The following is a 14,425-nucleotide window of genomic DNA, read 5'->3' on the forward strand; positions in this document are numbered from 1 at the left end:
CCCCTTGCCTCCTTCTTTGGAAAAAATCCTCAATTGAATAGTTTTTACTTTTTCAAAGCCTAGCAAAAAAGGGAGGTAAAGGGAGATTTAAGAAACTGTTTTATCTATTCTATATCTTCAATAGGTAATCCATAAAACCAAAGGAAGATTTCATTTTGAAGTTCTGCTTTTTGGAGTACTGGATTGAATCGATAGGTTTTATCATATAATCCATGATTAGGAGTGAATACTTGCCCCAATAGAATGGGATTGTACAGGAGAAGTGCCACCTGTTCAAACTCTTTTATGGAAAAGTCTACCTCAACTTTCTTTTCTTCAAAGTAGGAGATGGGAGAAAAACTACCGAGAGGGACTCTGAATTCTTGAAATAGATCCACCCACCTTAAATAAGTCCCGTTCTCAATTTTCCCTTTGGTTCCCGTAATGTGCTTGACTCTTCCATGTAGATTCGACTGCAACCATTTTTCTATTTCCAATATGTCAGGTCCAATCAGGTAGATGTGGAGATTCATTTTTAAGAGGAGTGTTTTTTTCTTGGTTTTCTCAAAGAGCACTTTCAGGTAAATGGAAGTTTCGTCAAGAAGTTCGGGTTGGGTAATGTCTCGGAGTAATTCTGTGAGGATTGACTTAATTCCATTTAGGCAGAATAGGTGGGCTTGTTCAGGGATTAAATCGACCGAAACATTGACCTTAATAAAGGGCAGGGGTAATTTGGTGGAAATGGCTAGTTTTTGAGCAAAGTAGAGGTTTTGTAGGTCAGCTGTAAGCAGGGCACTTTCTTTAAGTGGGAAATGGTAAGTTTCTTCGAAATCATCGATGAATTGTTCTATTACATATTTGAGCTCATCCATAGTAAGTTGGTTTCTCTATAAATAGTACAGAGGAATAGAGAAGGCCTGTTTTTGATGAAATTTTAGCCAAAATTTTTTTTTCAGATTACCCACCACTTTTTTTTTGGGGGGGTCATGTTTTATAGACTGGACTATTCCCCCAAAACTCAAATACACCCCCCCCGGAAGGTCGGGGGATACCCCATAAAGAGAATATGGGAGGTAGGGGGAGGTAGGGGTCAGTACCCTTAGTTTGGATACATTTTTTAGGCAAATCCTCTTCATTTAGGCCAAAAATGGGACGTGGAAAAGTTGTTGAAAATTACTTTTTTAAGGCCTAGGCACACCAAGAATTTAGCTTTAGATTTGATTTATCAAAGGGTAATAAATGCCTTTTGAGGCTTAGGAAAGCAGAAACTAGCCGAATTGACACCGAATTTGAGGAGCAACTCCTCCAAGTTTGATGGGTAGGGAAAAATGATTATTCCCGTTCCAACTTCAACTTTTTCATAGGTCAATTCCGAGGCTACCCCCAAAAATTTTCCAACAAAAAAAGATTACTAAGGTCATCGGGGAATTCCCATGTCCAAGGGGAAGGAATTACAAAATCAATTTATAACCAATTAAACAAAAACAAAAAATGAACAGACAACAAAGAAGGCAATTAAAAAGACAAGTAAAACAAAAGGGTAAGAGGTGTTTTGTGGATATTAATCCCTGTTTTTCCAGCATGGAAGAGAAACTCAGTGCTTTTGATTTTCAGATTGAGCCATTTTTTTTATCTAAGATTTCTAATGAAAGTTTCGAAAAACTGAAACTTACTCCAGGTCTAATCTTTGATAATAGCGTAGTAAGGGCAGTTTTAACGTCTGAGAAAACAGGATTAGAAATCACCACTCTAATGGTTTACCCAGATTATTTGTCTCAAGGCTATGGTAAATTGATGTTAGATTTTCTATTGCTCAATTTCCGTATGGCTAAGGTAAACTATGTGTCGTTGTATCCTCTAAAAAAGGACCCGAATGACAAAATATCTTTGGCGAAGTCTCAGAAGACATTAGAGAATTTCTACTCAAAGAGAGGATTTGAATGGAACAAACAAAAAACGGCAATGGTCCTGAATTGGGAGAAATTTGAAGTCTATGCGGAGAATAACCAAATCATTGAAAACCTAGATTTTGAAAGAATACTTAATCCAATGGGGGGAATGGGTCTAATGGCCGCATAATCAAAAATGGAAGTATCCTTCAATTTGAAATCAATAAAAAAACAGATAAAACTAAATATTATGGGAGTAGATATATATGGCAGAAAGCCAGAGATTGTAATGAAAAGACCTAAGAAAATTGATTATCGATCTTCAACTGAAGATGAGAAAGATGAGTATTATGATAAATTAGAGAAGTGGGAAGCAGAAAATCTTGGTGCGTACTTTCAAATGGATTGTGATGGTTGGAGGGCAATTCAAATTTTATGTGATGTAGTAAACCGGGATTACAATCTCAAAATTGATAGGAGTTATTGGGATTATAACGATGGTAAAGGACTTAGTACACAAACAGAATGTGACCTTTTAGCAGATGCATTGGAATTGATGTTGAATGATAATTATCCAAAGGAGTTCATGGAGGATGATTCAAATGAAATTCAGGTAGCGATGGGAAGATGGAATGTAACCAATAATCGTAAAATTACTTCAGAGGAAGAGGCTGAGTTGAATGAGCTTTATGGGTATGGTACAATCCTCTGGGCTCCAGTCGTGACACCGAATGGAGGAAGGGTTGAATCACCATATAGTTGTACACTAGAAAGTTTCAAGGAGTGGATTATCTTTCTAAGAGAGTGTGGTGGGTTTAATATTTGGTGAGTCGTTAAACTTTATTTTGGCCAGTTAAAAGGCTGAAATGGTATCGTACTTGGAGAAGGAAAAATTAAAACAACCACTTTAATGTGGCAAAATCGAAAAAATATGAAACAAATATCAGAGGAAGATTTCTTCCAATTTATTGATTGTGTAAGTATTCTAAGAAAGGCTGCTAAATATCGAGATACAGAAGATATGTATAACATAATTGAAGATGGATCTCTTGCAAGCGAGTCCTACTTAGAAACTGGTGATTATACCGAAGAAGAGATGGAAGAAATGGAGAGCCATGTCGATCAGTATTATTCTAAATGGGTAAGTCTATTAAGAAGAAATTTACAATAGCATAATCAAAAATGGAAGATTGGCCGGGGAGAAATTTACTCCTCGGTCTTTTTAATTGTCCTTGAAAGGCTTAGGGATATTTTGGATTAGAAAATTAGATAAATGAATAAAAAGTCTAATTTTGGTTCATGGAAAAAATCTCAGATATTTTAATGAATTGCATTACTATGGGTCTTCCACTGTATGACATTAATGGACTAGAGGGTTTCACTGATTCTGAAGAGTACAAGGAAATGGAAAAAATCGCTGATGAAATATTTCAACTTCTTTATCCAAATAAAAAAAGATACAGAGAGGAAGGTATTGTAAATGCAGTTCCAATGGAAGCAGTACAAAAAGCAGAGAGGCTCATCCAATACGTAAATCTTCTAAGGCATCCAATCCACATCAATGAGTTTAAGAATAAGAATGGGAGTATTTTTTATCAGGCCAGGGCGTCAATCAAAGATTTGAATGGAAAGAAAGTTTGGCTAAATGGGTATATCGGACCTTCCCACAAATTTTATAAGGGTATTGATGATCCTTTTGCAATTGAAATTGGTAGAGCCGCAGTGCTGAAAAAATTGCGAAAATTTTACATCGATTGATTAAGAAAAAAAATTGAAAAAATATACGCTCTAAAAGTTGCAGTATATTAAATTCTTTTTTATGTTTGCATTCGATATGGAGATACGCTCCATAGTTGAGAGAGAATGACGGATTTTTTGTCGTTCAAACTCCTGCTCCCACAAGGCTTCATTTGTGGCAGTCAAGGCAGCTGACTCTAAACCCTTCGCCCCGTTAAACCAGGGGACGAATAACTCTGGTAAACCCTTAAAAAAAGTTTACCAAATGAAAAAAGTAAGTATCGGTCTTTTAAGACCAAATCCAATTTCCTTCTCCTTGTATGGAGATCTCAACCAGGACGAGAATTTTTTATCCCTAAAGACTAGTATTCAACTAGAGGGCGTTCTTGAGCCACTTGTGGTTACCAAAGACTATTACATCATTTCCGGAGTACGTAGATTTTATGCGGCCAAACAATTGGGACTACAGGAAATCGATGTAATATTCTCTCTCATTTCTCAAGATCAGGTTGATGAGTACGTGGTAATTAGCCACCAACAACAACGCGTTAAATCTTCAGTTCAGATTTTCCGTGAGATTGAAATCATTAGAAAGAAGTATGACCTCAAGCAGGGGAGAAACCAAAAAAACCCTTTGGTAATTCAAGGAAATAAAGAGAGAGATGAGTTAATCAAATTGAGGTCTACCGGCACGTTTAACCGTCTTAAGGATTCCAAAAAGATGTTGTCTGACCTTTACAAGGGTGATGAAGCACAAGTATGGAAGGAACTCTACAAAATGGATAATCAGAGAAAAAGTGTTCTCTCCATTCAAAAGGAAGTAAGAAAGCGTCTCACCCAATCGAAGTTGACAAAAGACACTACAATTGTCAAAGAGTTGGTTACAGAAAACCTCTATAAGATTTTCCAAGCGAATGCGATGAAGCTATTCTTTTTGGAGGATGGTCTTGTTGACTTGGTATTTACCTCACCTCCTTATTATTGTCTAAGAGATTACGAAACTGGAGAAATCCAATTGGGTAATGAAAAGACGGTGGAAGAATTCATCGAAAATTTAGTAAAAGTTCTTATAGAGTGCGCAAGAGTGATGAAAAATAGCGCTTCCATGTTCATCAATATCATGGATTCCTATAAGGATGGTGTTCTATTGAATGTTCCGGGGAAGTTGAAGCAAGCCCTCATGGATAAGGGATTGATGTTGGTGAGTGAGATTGTTTGGGTAAAAGAAAACCCTTTGTATATCAAAGGTAAACGTCCACAACCATGTTATGAAGTGATCTACCACTTTGTAAAAACTCTTGACTACAAATACTATACGGATTGGATGTCAGATGTTGAATTTGAAGGACAAGTTACCTACGGTGACTTTGGAAAAAGCCGTCAATTGAAGAATTTCTTTGATTATAGAAATCAGGTAGCAAATACGAATGTGGCAAATAATGTAAAGTTGGCCAATCTCATGAAAAAAATGGGGTATGATATGGACCATTCTGCCACGATGCCATTCGAAATTCCCAATATTGGAATTTTGTCTACCACCCAAGTTGGAGATACCGTATTAGATCCATTCAATGGATTAGGTACTACTGGACTTGCTGCAATTTCTCAGGATCGCTATTACATTGGCGTCGACAATAATCCAAGATACATAGAGCAATCTAAGGTTCGCCTCAATTTATTTGAGGAGGGTCACACCAAACTACAAACTGAAAGTCAAACTATTAATCAAGCGGCATAATCACATCACTATGGAAAATCGATATATGAATGCTAAGGAAGCGAGTACCTATTTGGGACTTCCCATCATGGAACTTTACAGAATGAGTAGTTCATCTGAAATACCTTCTTACAAGTTTGGGGGTAAACTACTCTACAGAAAAGACCAGTTGACTCAACTTCTTTCTCAAAAAGAAGAGGACGAATTATTTAACAATCAGGATTTGAACAAAGCGGCTTAAAACAACAATACGATGGAAAATACCTATATGAAAGTCCAGGAGGCAAGTGAGTTCTTGAGAACCTCAACTAGCTCCATTTACAAAATGACGATGAACAGCACCATTCCCCATTATAAGATTGGGAGAGGTCTCCGATTCAAGAAGGAAGAGTTGATTCAATTTGTTGAAAATGGTGATGCAGGGAAGGGTACACGAATAGTACCCTCTGACTTGGAAATACTTAGAGTTCCTTCCTTATACTAAGGTAAGGTATACCAACTACAGGACCAAGATGGTCCTGTAGTTTTATTAAAGTAAATCATTTAAGGTGTCGGATACTTTTTGTGTATTTACTTTAGAGGTTTGAATGGTGTTTATTGAATTGATATAAACCTCCGTCTGTTTAATGTTAGTATGACCTAACATATCTTTAAGGTCGTAGATGTCTGTTCCTAAACTTTTAGATATAGAGGTGATGGAATGTCTTGATAAATGGTTGGTGAGTTTTTTATTTATATTCACTTCTTTACCAATAACTTTTAATGATTTGTTTATTAGTGAAACACTTGAACTCACTTTATCACTTAATTTTGTAATATCACTTACATTCTCATAACCACGAAGGAAAGGAAATATGTATCTGTTTTTGTTCCTCTCCTCTTTAGAGTATTCAATAATTGAATTGAGGAGAGACTTATTAAAAACCTCCCTTTTTTCATACATTAAATCAAATGGGAAATCGTCCTTTATTTTGGAATTAACAAACTTATGGTATTCAACACTATATCTCCCCCCTCTAATATGTATGTTCTCATCTTTCAAAAAATAATCTACATCACCCATATATTCATCCTTATGATTTTCTAATTCAAGGACATATTCCAAATAATTGGAAAAATTTATTTCAACAAACTCATCGTTTTTAACACTATTTGGTATTTGATTATCTCCATCCCAACTATACCATTCTCGTTTATCCCAATCGTAGGGTTTTGGGAAATTATCCATATACCAAAATAATCTCCAAATGTTTTTATCAGTTAATGGGATTGTAAGAATTCTTTTTGTTTTACCCATTCGTACTACTATAACATCACCTTGAATATTACCCCACCTTAATCTTAAGCAATCTCCAATCCTCAAACCATTACTCCAAAAATTAAACATAAATGTGTTTAACGAATTAAATAATAACGGACGAAGGAAGTTATGTGAAGGAAGTAAATTATCTAAAACATAAATGTCATCAGTAGTTAAAGGTTCTACTTTTGTAGGGATTTTTTTGGGAGACACCTTTTTAACGAAATCTAAACTACCTAAAAATACCCCTTCTTGTTTTTTTTCATTCAAAAAGGAGGTTAAAAACTTCAAATAACCAACAATTGTATTATTAGATGGGAGATTGGTAAGAGGGTCTCGTGATTTTATATTAAGTTGAAGATAATTTCTAAATCCTATATAAAACTCTTTATCAATATCATAATAATATAATTCTAAATTACCCCAATATTTTTTTAAGTGATAGTATAAGGTTCTATGTTTCTTTTTGGAGTAATATTGATTTTGGTAATTTGTTTCAATTTTAACCTCCAAATCATCAAACACATTTAATTTACCTGTAATGACTTTAACATTTGACTCATTATGGAGGTCTAAATCTTTGAGTTTTTTTTCAATAATGTAATTATACTCCGTATGGTTAGGGTGGGATTGAGATACTCTATTAGTTGATTTCAACCAATATTTCTTTTCAATAGAAAAATCAAGATTGATAAATGAACTTACCCTATTTTTTGTTATCCTTATTTTTACGGGATGAAGATTTCTTTTATCCTTCCTTGAATATAAAACAACTTTTATTGTTATACTTTTGCTCATTTTGAAATATTGAATGATAAAGATAATGATATAAAACAAATAATATAATAACATTTGTAATAACATTTGTAATAACATTATTACCAAAAAAGAGAAAAAATATATTTTATTTATTTTTAAAACTCTAATTAACAGGTAGTTATGCTAAATAAAAAACAAATACATAGAACGGTATTCTCCACTCAAAAGCTTGCAATCGCTGCAAGCTTTTATTTTTATGGTACGAGCCATTGGCCTTGCCATTGATCCTCAATTTTAGAAAACTGAATACGAATATGATGTAATCCATTGAGCTGAAGTGCCTCTATGTTATTTGGTTTGATTTTGATGACGCAGAAGTTCTCAGGATTGGTCAGATCTTCTGGCCAACTTTGGGCTTCCTCTGGTGCTTGGATGATGGTTCCTGGCGCAAGTTTTGAGTTGTAAGCTTTCTTTGCATCTCCTTGTACAATCTTCCAAAGCTCCTTTGACAATTCGTTTTGGTAGTGGAGTTCGGCCTCACCTTTGATTCTTACTTGTACGCGTTTCTGTGGGTGATAGCATAGGAGTGAGACTTGAGGATTGTGCTTGATTTGCTTGACTTTTTCGCTTCTAAGATCTGTGTAGATGAATAAATTTAAGTTTTGATCTACTTTGCGAAGGACCACATATCTTTGATTAATATCATTTTGAATGCTAGTGCCTAATACAACAAATCTAAAAGCATGCTTAGCATCTAAAGCTCCTCTTTTGATTTCGTGCTTGACACTCAATAGCACATCTTCTTGTTTTGTATAAATGTCAAATAGCATTATTGTTCTATTGAAATAGCTTCAAAATAAATCAAATCCCCTTCTTCAAACTCAAAGCGAAGTTCGATTGGATTGCAACAGACTTCGCAGTCTTCTATATATTGCTGCTTACTAATGGAAGTGTCCAAAAGCATTGATATTTCTGCATTGCAGTAAGGACAGAAGAAAAAGTGTTCTACCATGAAATCTTAACTTGTGTTGGGTCTAAAGGTTTGGAGATCATGTATTAATGCTATCTAAGCCATGTTTACTTCCACAAAATGATTCAGTTTTATGTAAATTCCGTCAGTTAGTTGACGGAATTAATGTAAATTCCGTCAGTTGATTGACGGAATTAATGTAAATTCTGTCAATTTATTCTTTTTCTCGAGTTTTTAATTTTATTTTTGTAGGAATAAGTATTCAAATATGAAATACATAAGAGCGATAGCGTCCCTTTTTTTAAAGCGATTACTGCCAAATAAGGTTGTCTTATTAATTGGCCCCAGAAGGGTTGGGAAAACCATTTTCATCAAAAGCTTTATGGAAGGTATTCCAAAGGAAAAATATTTGGTTCTCAATGGAGATGATGTCTTGGATGCATCTTTGCTGAAAGAGCGATCTGTTGCCAATTATAAGCGACTGCTTGATGGAAAGGAATATTTGATCATAGATGAGGCTCAGCATATTCCTGATATTGGTATGATTCTAAAGCTTATAGTCGATAGTATTGAAGGGATCAAAGTCGTTGCTTCTGGTTCATCAGCTTTTGATCTTTATCATCAAGTTGGAGAGCCATTAGTGGGAAGAAAGAGTACGCTTCATCTTTATCCTTTAGCCCAGATGGAGTTCAAAGAAGTGGAGGATTTCCGAATGACTGTGGCCAGCAGAGAAGAAAGGTTGATTTTTGGAGGATATCCAGAATTGGTTCAGTACACTGACTGGAGAGACAAAGCATCGTATCTCAATGAAGTGATGAATGACTATTTATTGAAAGATATCTTGATTTATGATGGTTTGAGAAACTCGGATAAGCTATTTTCTCTCTTGAAGCTACTCGCATTTCAGGTTGGGAAAGAAGTGTCGCTGGAGGAGCTTGGTAGACAGCTAGCCATGTCAAAAAACACGGTTGAAAAGTATTTGGAGTTGCTTTCTAAGGTATTCGTCATTTATAAAATTGGAGGTTACAGCAAAAATCTTCGAAAGGAAGTATCCAAAAGTAGCCGCTGGTACTTCTATGACAATGGCATACGCAATGCAATTATCCAAAATTTCAATAGGTTGGATATGAGGACTGATGTGGGAGAATTATGGGAAAATTACCTAGCATCTGAAAGGCTCAAATATCAAAGTTATCATCAGTTGAATTGTAAAAATTACTTCTGGAGAACCTATGATCAACAGGAATTGGATTGGGTGGAAGAAGATGCTGGTAAGCTTCTAGGTTATGAATTTAAGTATAAGCTACACAAAAAAATCAAGCCGCCAGCTGCTTGGGCAAAGGCCTATCCTGAAGCACAATTTGTAGTAATTCATCAGGATAATTATCTGGATTGGATAGTTTAAAAACAACAAAGGGAAAATCTTTTGATTTTCCCTTTGTTGTTTTATTAAAGCCCCTGTATGTTCTAAGTGCTTAGCTTTCGATTTACTAATCGAAAGCTCTATTTTAATTGCTAAGGCTTTTGACTGATGTCGGCTGACAAATTATTAAGTTGTATATACAGAGTTGAATAATACATAGTCAGTCGTCAAATCTGAGCCCCAGCCTATGCCTGTCTCTTTTCCAGTATTCACTTCCAAGATGATTCTGATCTGAGATTCTCTAAGTAGTTTTTTAATATAATTTTTATCAATTTTCAAAGGTTGTCCTTTTTCCAAGACCTGCACCAGGTGTTCAGAATCTCCAATAAATAGATTTACCTTCTTATAATTGAAATTCACTCCAGAATTACCACAAGCAGCAATGATTCTACCCCAGTTTGGATCCCTACCAAACATGGCCGTTTTGACTAAGGTTGAGTCTGAAATAGCTCTCACAAGCTTTCTTGCAATTTCTTCTGTTCTAGCTTTAGTTACTTTATATTCAATGAATTTGGAAGCTCCTTCTCCATCAGATACGATCAATTTGGCTAGGTGTGTCATTAGCTCCATCAGTTTTTCTCTGAAAATAATGTAACCTGGATCTGTTTCATCCTCAATGATCTTGTTTTCGGCCATACCATTGGCCATGATAGCGACCATGTCATTGGTAGAAGTGTCCCCATCGACGGTGATCATATTGAATGTTCTGTCTACGCAGTAGCGAAGTGCCTTGTCTAGTAATTTCTTATCAATATTTAAGTCAGTTACAATGAAATTCAGCATGGTAGCCATATTGGGATGAATCATTCCTGAGCCCTTTGCAACTCCCCCCATGTTGATTGTTTTTCCATCATGCTCAAATTCCACGAAACCTTCTTTAGCAAAAGTGTCAGTCGTCAAAATCGCATTGGCTACAAATGATCCCGCTTTTGGGTCGTCACTGAGCTTGTGTATATTATCTCTAATTCCTGATAAGACATCATCGGTAGGGAAAGGTTCTCCAATCAGCCCTGTAGATGCAATGATAACATCATCCTCTGGAATATTGAGAAGTTCAGCAGTAACTTTCATCATTGCTTCTGCTCCTTTTCTTCCTTGTTCCCCAGTACAAGCATTTGCATTACCTGCATTGCAGACAATAACTTGTGCTTGGAGATTTTTGATGTTTTTCTCAGAAATTTCTACGGGTTCAGCCCTTACCTTATTTTGGGTAAAAACGGCAGCTGCAGCGGCTGGAACTTCTGAATAAATGATAGCCAAATCTCTACGCATGGACTTCACACCCGTATGGGCTCCCCAGCATTTGATTCCTTTGACGTTTGTAATATTCTTGATCATAACTTTTTCTTAAGGTCTGAGTGGGATTTGGTTGAGCCCTGTTGTTTCTTCTAAGCCAAGCATCAGGTTCATGTTATGTACAGCTTGGCTTGCGGCACCTTTGAGTAAGTTGTCAATTGCTGCTATCGCGATAACTCGTTCTGTTCTTTTATCCCAAAAAGGGAAAATATCACAATAATGACTTCCTCTAACATCTTTGATGCTAGGAGGGGAGGTTTTGATTCTGACAAATGGTTTGTCTTGGTAAAAACCTTCATAGAGTTTAGTGAGCTCTTCCTGTGTGGTCAGTTTTTTTGTTTTTGCATAAGAAGTTGCTAGTATTCCTCTATCTACTGGCAAAAGGTGGGGTGTGAATTGGACTTGGACTTCTCCATCACTCAAACAAGAAAACTGCTCCTCAATCTCTATGGTGTGGCGATGTGTTCCAACTCCATATGCTTTGAAGTTTTCATTGACGTTAGAAAAATGAGTTGTCTCGCTAGCTTTTACACCCGCTCCAGTCAATCCAGATTTGGCATCTATGACCACAGAGTGATTTTGGATCATATTTTCAGCAAATAGGGGTGCTAAACTCAATATTGATGCTGTTGGATAGCATCCGGGATTGGCGACCAGATTACTTTTTTTGATTTGCTCGGCAAAAAGTTCTGGTTGTCCGTAGGTGGCATTTTCAAACCCCTCGGTGAATACATGTTCTTTATTGTACCAATTCTGATACACCTCTGGGCTAGAAAGTCTAAAATCACCAGATAAGTCTATGATTTTACAGCCCTTATGATGCCATTTTTTCACAAAATCCATGGAAACCCCGTGCGGTAATGCTAAAAAGAGCACATCCAATTCTGCTTCATCGATGATAGAAGCGCGGTCAAGTTTTTGATCAATAATTCCTGAAAACTGGGGATGCAGCGCTGAAAATGCTTTTCCTGCATGAGATTCAGATGTGATATGGCTGATTTCCACATTTGGATGTTGGCTAAGTAGCCTTGCTAATTCAGACCCCGTGAAACCAGACGCACCTATGATTGCTACTTTATATATCTGCTTAGTCATTTCTATTTTCTTTGTTGATTAAAATCTGTTCAAAGGTTTTCAAGAACCTCTTCAAGTCACTTTTTGGGACATTCATGGCAGGCACTAGACGAAGTACATTTACGGCAGTTGCATTTGCAATAATACCTTCCTCAAGTAAGGCCTGCATGACAGGAAGTGCAGGACTATCGAGTTCCACTCCAAGCATCAGGCCTAAGCCCCTCACCTCTTTGATGGCAGGGTGTTTTTGTTGGAGCTTGATCAGTTCAGCTTTCAGCCAATCTCCTTTTTCTTTGGCTACTTTGACAAGTTTTTCATCAATGATGACTTTAAGCGTAGCTATGGATGCAGCTGTTGCTAAAGGATTCCCACCGAATGTTGTCCCGTGATCACCAAACTGTATAGCTCCTGCTATCTTTTCATTACAGAGGAGTGCACCTATAGGCATGCCGTTTCCTAGCCCTTTGGCTGAAGTCAGGATGTCTGGGGTGATTTCATAATGGTCTTTGGCAAACCAATGCCCTGTTCTACCAATACCCGACTGAATTTCATCAAAAATTAGCACTATATCTTCTTGATTACAGAGTTCTGCCAAACCCTTTATGTATTCAGGGCGGGCAGGCCTTATCCCTCCTTCTCCTTGGATAGGTTCTAGTATGATGGCCGCTACATCTTCAGAAAGTTCTTTTTTGATTGCTTCCAAATCATTGAATGGTACTTGGACAAAGCCTGATGGCATAGGTCCAAAGCCTTCTTGGTATTTGGGTTGCCCTGTAGCGATAGTGGCAAGAGTTCTCCCATGAAAAGAGTTCTCCATTGAGATGATTTTCCCACCGCGCCCTTTGCTGTGGGCATATCTCCTGGCGATTTTAATTGCTCCTTCTACCGATTCAGCTCCGCTGTTGGTGAAGAATACCCTATTCATTCCAGATATTTTCACTAGAAGTTCTGAAAGTGCGACCTGCATGGGGCTGACAAAGAAATTGCTGATGTGCATCAGTTCTGATGCTTGATCTTGGATGGCTTTTACCACTTTAGGATGACAATGTCCCACATTGGTGACAGCTATTCCTGCTAGCAGATCTATATATTCATTTCCTTCTATGTCCCAAAGCTGACTTCCTTTACCTTTCACAAGTGTAATAGGAATTCTTTTAAAAGTAGGGAGATAATATTGTTGATCGATTAAATGTAAATCTATGTTTTCCATGATTAATGCGTAATGGTTGTGCCTAGTACTTGATTTTTTTCAAAGAAAGCTAACAGCTGTTCTGGTTCGGTTCCATTCAGAATGAGAGCGTTTTTGACACCCTTTTTAAGTGCGTTTTCACAAGATTGGACTTTTGGGATCATGCCACCTTGAATGATGCTCCCATATAAGGAGGGGAGTTGCTCTAAAGCAATCTCAGAAAGAATCGACTTGGGGTCAGGATAATTTTCATACAGTCCATCCACATCAGTCAGAGAAATATAATAATCTGCCTTTATGGCTGCGGCAATTTCTCCGGCAAAGTCATCGGCATTGATATTGTATGATATTCCTTCTGCGTCAGAACCTACACAAGCGATTACAGGCATAAAGCCATCTCTGACCAGGGATTTAATAAGAGTTGGGTTAACTGTTTCAATCTCACCAACTCGCCCAAGATCTAGATGGTCTAGTTCACCGTTTGGGTGTGTGATTTGTAGTTTTTTAGCTGATACATTCACCAAGTTGGCGTCAAATCCAGAAAGTCCTACTGCTTGAAGATGGTGTCTAGAAAAAAGTGAAACTAGATCTGCATTTACCTCACCAATTAATGTTCTTTGGACGACCTCCATGGCTTCAGGGCTTGTTTTCCTTTGTCCTTCGACAAATTCGGAGTGGATACCAGCCTGATTCAAGGCCTGATTGATAAAAGGGCCCCCTCCATGGACTAGTACGATTTGATGGCCTGCTTTTCTGAGGTGGTGGAGGGCAGTAGCAATTTGACTTTTTATTTTTTGATTGACCATGGCGTTCCCACCATACTTGATGAGAAGCTTCGAAGAATGCATGTTTTTTGTGTTTTATTGAAGAGATTATTTTTAAGGAAATGGTTTTTAGAATTTCAGAATTTTATTTTAAAAAACCATTTTAAAACATATTTCAACCATTTTTAACAAATACCATTCCACGGAAGGGGAATAATATTTTAATTTCACCCCTAGAGTAAAATCTCTTAGATAGATCAAAAAACAACTTAGAATAAGTAAATTCTTAGAGGTTGTTTGAAGTGTAATTGTTAAATTGTCAGAGTAA

The 14,425-nt window shown here is 36.8% G+C and carries 16 protein-coding genes; 8 read left to right on the forward strand and 8 right to left on the reverse strand.

Annotation, left to right across the window (positions count from 1 at the left end):
• Positions 1-104: 104 nt before the first annotated feature.
• Entirely contained in the window at positions 105-851 is a 747-nt protein-coding gene (locus CHB66_RS13405; protein ID WP_089241792.1) for a hypothetical protein, read from the reverse strand.
• A gap of 619 nt (positions 852-1,470) precedes the next feature.
• Between CHB66_RS13405 and CHB66_RS13415 the strand changes: the two genes are divergently transcribed.
• The 7 genes from CHB66_RS13415 to CHB66_RS13445 all read left to right on the forward strand — a co-directional run bounded on the left by CHB66_RS13415 (position 1,471) and on the right by CHB66_RS13445 (position 5,806).
• The gene (locus CHB66_RS13415; RefSeq protein WP_089241796.1) at positions 1,471-2,058 is read left to right on the forward strand and encodes an N-acetyltransferase; all 588 of its coding nucleotides are present in this window, start codon (positions 1,471-1,473) and stop codon (positions 2,056-2,058) included.
• A gap of 60 nt (positions 2,059-2,118) precedes the next feature.
• Positions 2,119-2,697 carry a hypothetical protein gene (locus tag CHB66_RS13420; RefSeq protein WP_089241798.1) on the forward strand — a complete coding sequence of 193 codons (579 nt, stop codon included), beginning with the start codon at positions 2,119-2,121 and terminating at the stop codon, positions 2,695-2,697.
• 102 nt (positions 2,698-2,799) lie between these two features.
• Entirely contained in the window at positions 2,800-3,039 is a 240-nt protein-coding gene (locus tag CHB66_RS13425) for a hypothetical protein (RefSeq protein ID WP_141107405.1), read from the forward strand.
• Between the two features lie 128 nt (positions 3,040-3,167).
• The gene (locus CHB66_RS13430; RefSeq protein ID WP_089241802.1) at positions 3,168-3,626 is read left to right on the forward strand and encodes a hypothetical protein; all 459 of its coding nucleotides are present in this window, start codon (positions 3,168-3,170) and stop codon (positions 3,624-3,626) included.
• A 244-nt stretch (positions 3,627-3,870) separates the two neighbouring features.
• The gene (locus CHB66_RS13435; RefSeq protein ID WP_141107406.1) at positions 3,871-5,343 is read left to right on the forward strand and encodes a DNA modification methylase; all 1,473 of its coding nucleotides are present in this window, start codon (positions 3,871-3,873) and stop codon (positions 5,341-5,343) included.
• A gap of 10 nt (positions 5,344-5,353) precedes the next feature.
• On the forward strand, positions 5,354-5,563 hold the full coding sequence (locus CHB66_RS13440) for a helix-turn-helix domain-containing protein (RefSeq protein ID WP_089241806.1): 210 nt from the start codon (positions 5,354-5,356) through the stop codon (positions 5,561-5,563).
• 12 nt (positions 5,564-5,575) lie between these two features.
• Positions 5,576-5,806, forward strand: coding sequence for a helix-turn-helix domain-containing protein (locus CHB66_RS13445; RefSeq protein WP_089241808.1), 231 nt, complete (start codon positions 5,576-5,578; stop codon positions 5,804-5,806).
• A gap of 45 nt (positions 5,807-5,851) precedes the next feature.
• Here CHB66_RS13445 and CHB66_RS13450 read toward each other — a convergent pair whose 3' ends face one another.
• The 3 genes from CHB66_RS13450 to CHB66_RS13460 all read right to left on the reverse strand — a co-directional run bounded on the left by CHB66_RS13450 (position 5,852) and on the right by CHB66_RS13460 (position 8,393).
• Positions 5,852-7,420, reverse strand: a complete 1,569-nt coding sequence (locus CHB66_RS13450; protein ID WP_170932497.1) for a tyrosine-type recombinase/integrase — start codon at positions 7,418-7,420, stop codon at positions 5,852-5,854.
• 215 nt (positions 7,421-7,635) lie between these two features.
• Positions 7,636-8,211, reverse strand: a complete 576-nt coding sequence (locus CHB66_RS13455; RefSeq protein WP_089241812.1) for a pyridoxamine 5'-phosphate oxidase family protein — start codon at positions 8,209-8,211, stop codon at positions 7,636-7,638.
• Positions 8,211-8,393 (reverse strand): CPXCG motif-containing cysteine-rich protein, encoded by a 183-nt coding sequence (locus CHB66_RS13460; protein ID WP_089241814.1) that lies wholly within the window; start codon positions 8,391-8,393, stop codon positions 8,211-8,213. The genes CHB66_RS13455 and CHB66_RS13460 overlap by 1 nt, the downstream gene beginning before the upstream one ends.
• Positions 8,394-8,619: 226 nt before the next feature.
• Between CHB66_RS13460 and CHB66_RS13465 the strand changes: the two genes are divergently transcribed.
• Positions 8,620-9,756 (forward strand): ATP-binding protein, encoded by a 1,137-nt coding sequence (locus CHB66_RS13465; RefSeq protein ID WP_089241816.1) that lies wholly within the window; start codon positions 8,620-8,622, stop codon positions 9,754-9,756.
• A 144-nt stretch (positions 9,757-9,900) separates the two neighbouring features.
• Here the strand turns inward: CHB66_RS13465 and argJ are convergent, their stop codons facing one another.
• The 4 genes from argJ to argB are packed head-to-tail and all read right to left on the reverse strand — an operon-like array spanning position 9,901 to position 14,181.
• Positions 9,901-11,112, reverse strand: coding sequence for a bifunctional glutamate N-acetyltransferase/amino-acid acetyltransferase ArgJ (gene argJ / locus CHB66_RS13470; protein ID WP_089241818.1), 1,212 nt, complete (start codon positions 11,110-11,112; stop codon positions 9,901-9,903).
• 9 nt (positions 11,113-11,121) lie between these two features.
• Positions 11,122-12,165 (reverse strand): N-acetyl-gamma-glutamyl-phosphate reductase, encoded by a 1,044-nt coding sequence (gene argC / locus CHB66_RS13475; RefSeq protein ID WP_089241820.1) that lies wholly within the window; start codon positions 12,163-12,165, stop codon positions 11,122-11,124.
• Positions 12,158-13,354 carry an aspartate aminotransferase family protein gene (locus CHB66_RS13480; RefSeq protein ID WP_089241822.1) on the reverse strand — a complete coding sequence of 399 codons (1,197 nt, stop codon included), beginning with the start codon at positions 13,352-13,354 and terminating at the stop codon, positions 12,158-12,160. Before CHB66_RS13480 ends, argC begins: the two co-directional genes overlap by 8 nt.
• Before the next feature lie 2 nt (positions 13,355-13,356).
• Positions 13,357-14,181, reverse strand: coding sequence for an acetylglutamate kinase (gene argB, locus CHB66_RS13485; RefSeq protein WP_089241824.1), 825 nt, complete (start codon positions 14,179-14,181; stop codon positions 13,357-13,359).
• Positions 14,182-14,425 lie beyond the last annotated feature (244 nt).

Source organism: Belliella buryatensis (assembly GCF_900188245.1).
Taxonomy (GTDB): Bacteria; Bacteroidota; Bacteroidia; order Cytophagales; family Cyclobacteriaceae; genus Belliella; species Belliella buryatensis.

What these genes read in the sequence shown, in the direction of transcription:
- CHB66_RS13460 (WP_089241814.1), bottom strand. Translation starts at nt 8,393, where the DNA reads ATGGTAGAACACTTTTTCTTCTGTCCTTACTGCAATGCAGAAATATCA.
- argB (WP_089241824.1), bottom strand. Translation starts at nt 14,181, where the DNA reads ATGCATTCTTCGAAGCTTCTCATCAAGTATGGTGGGAACGCCATGGTC.
- CHB66_RS13435 (WP_141107406.1), top strand. Translation starts at nt 3,871, where the DNA reads ATGAAAAAAGTAAGTATCGGTCTTTTAAGACCAAATCCAATTTCCTTC.
- argC (WP_089241820.1), bottom strand. Translation starts at nt 12,165, where the DNA reads ATGACTAAGCAGATATATAAAGTAGCAATCATAGGTGCGTCTGGTTTC.
- CHB66_RS13420 (WP_089241798.1), top strand. Translation starts at nt 2,119, where the DNA reads ATGGGAGTAGATATATATGGCAGAAAGCCAGAGATTGTAATGAAAAGA.
- CHB66_RS13465 (WP_089241816.1), top strand. Translation starts at nt 8,620, where the DNA reads ATGAAATACATAAGAGCGATAGCGTCCCTTTTTTTAAAGCGATTACTG.
- CHB66_RS13440 (WP_089241806.1), top strand. Translation starts at nt 5,354, where the DNA reads ATGGAAAATCGATATATGAATGCTAAGGAAGCGAGTACCTATTTGGGA.
- CHB66_RS13450 (WP_170932497.1), bottom strand. Translation starts at nt 7,420, where the DNA reads ATGAGCAAAAGTATAACAATAAAAGTTGTTTTATATTCAAGGAAGGAT.
- CHB66_RS13480 (WP_089241822.1), bottom strand. Translation starts at nt 13,354, where the DNA reads ATGGAAAACATAGATTTACATTTAATCGATCAACAATATTATCTCCCT.
- CHB66_RS13425 (WP_141107405.1), top strand. Translation starts at nt 2,800, where the DNA reads ATGAAACAAATATCAGAGGAAGATTTCTTCCAATTTATTGATTGTGTA.
- CHB66_RS13455 (WP_089241812.1), bottom strand. Translation starts at nt 8,211, where the DNA reads ATGCTATTTGACATTTATACAAAACAAGAAGATGTGCTATTGAGTGTC.
- CHB66_RS13445 (WP_089241808.1), top strand. Translation starts at nt 5,576, where the DNA reads ATGGAAAATACCTATATGAAAGTCCAGGAGGCAAGTGAGTTCTTGAGA.
- CHB66_RS13415 (WP_089241796.1), top strand. Translation starts at nt 1,471, where the DNA reads ATGAACAGACAACAAAGAAGGCAATTAAAAAGACAAGTAAAACAAAAG.
- argJ (WP_089241818.1), bottom strand. Translation starts at nt 11,112, where the DNA reads ATGATCAAGAATATTACAAACGTCAAAGGAATCAAATGCTGGGGAGCC.
- CHB66_RS13405 (WP_089241792.1), bottom strand. Translation starts at nt 851, where the DNA reads ATGGATGAGCTCAAATATGTAATAGAACAATTCATCGATGATTTCGAA.
- CHB66_RS13430 (WP_089241802.1), top strand. Translation starts at nt 3,168, where the DNA reads ATGGAAAAAATCTCAGATATTTTAATGAATTGCATTACTATGGGTCTT.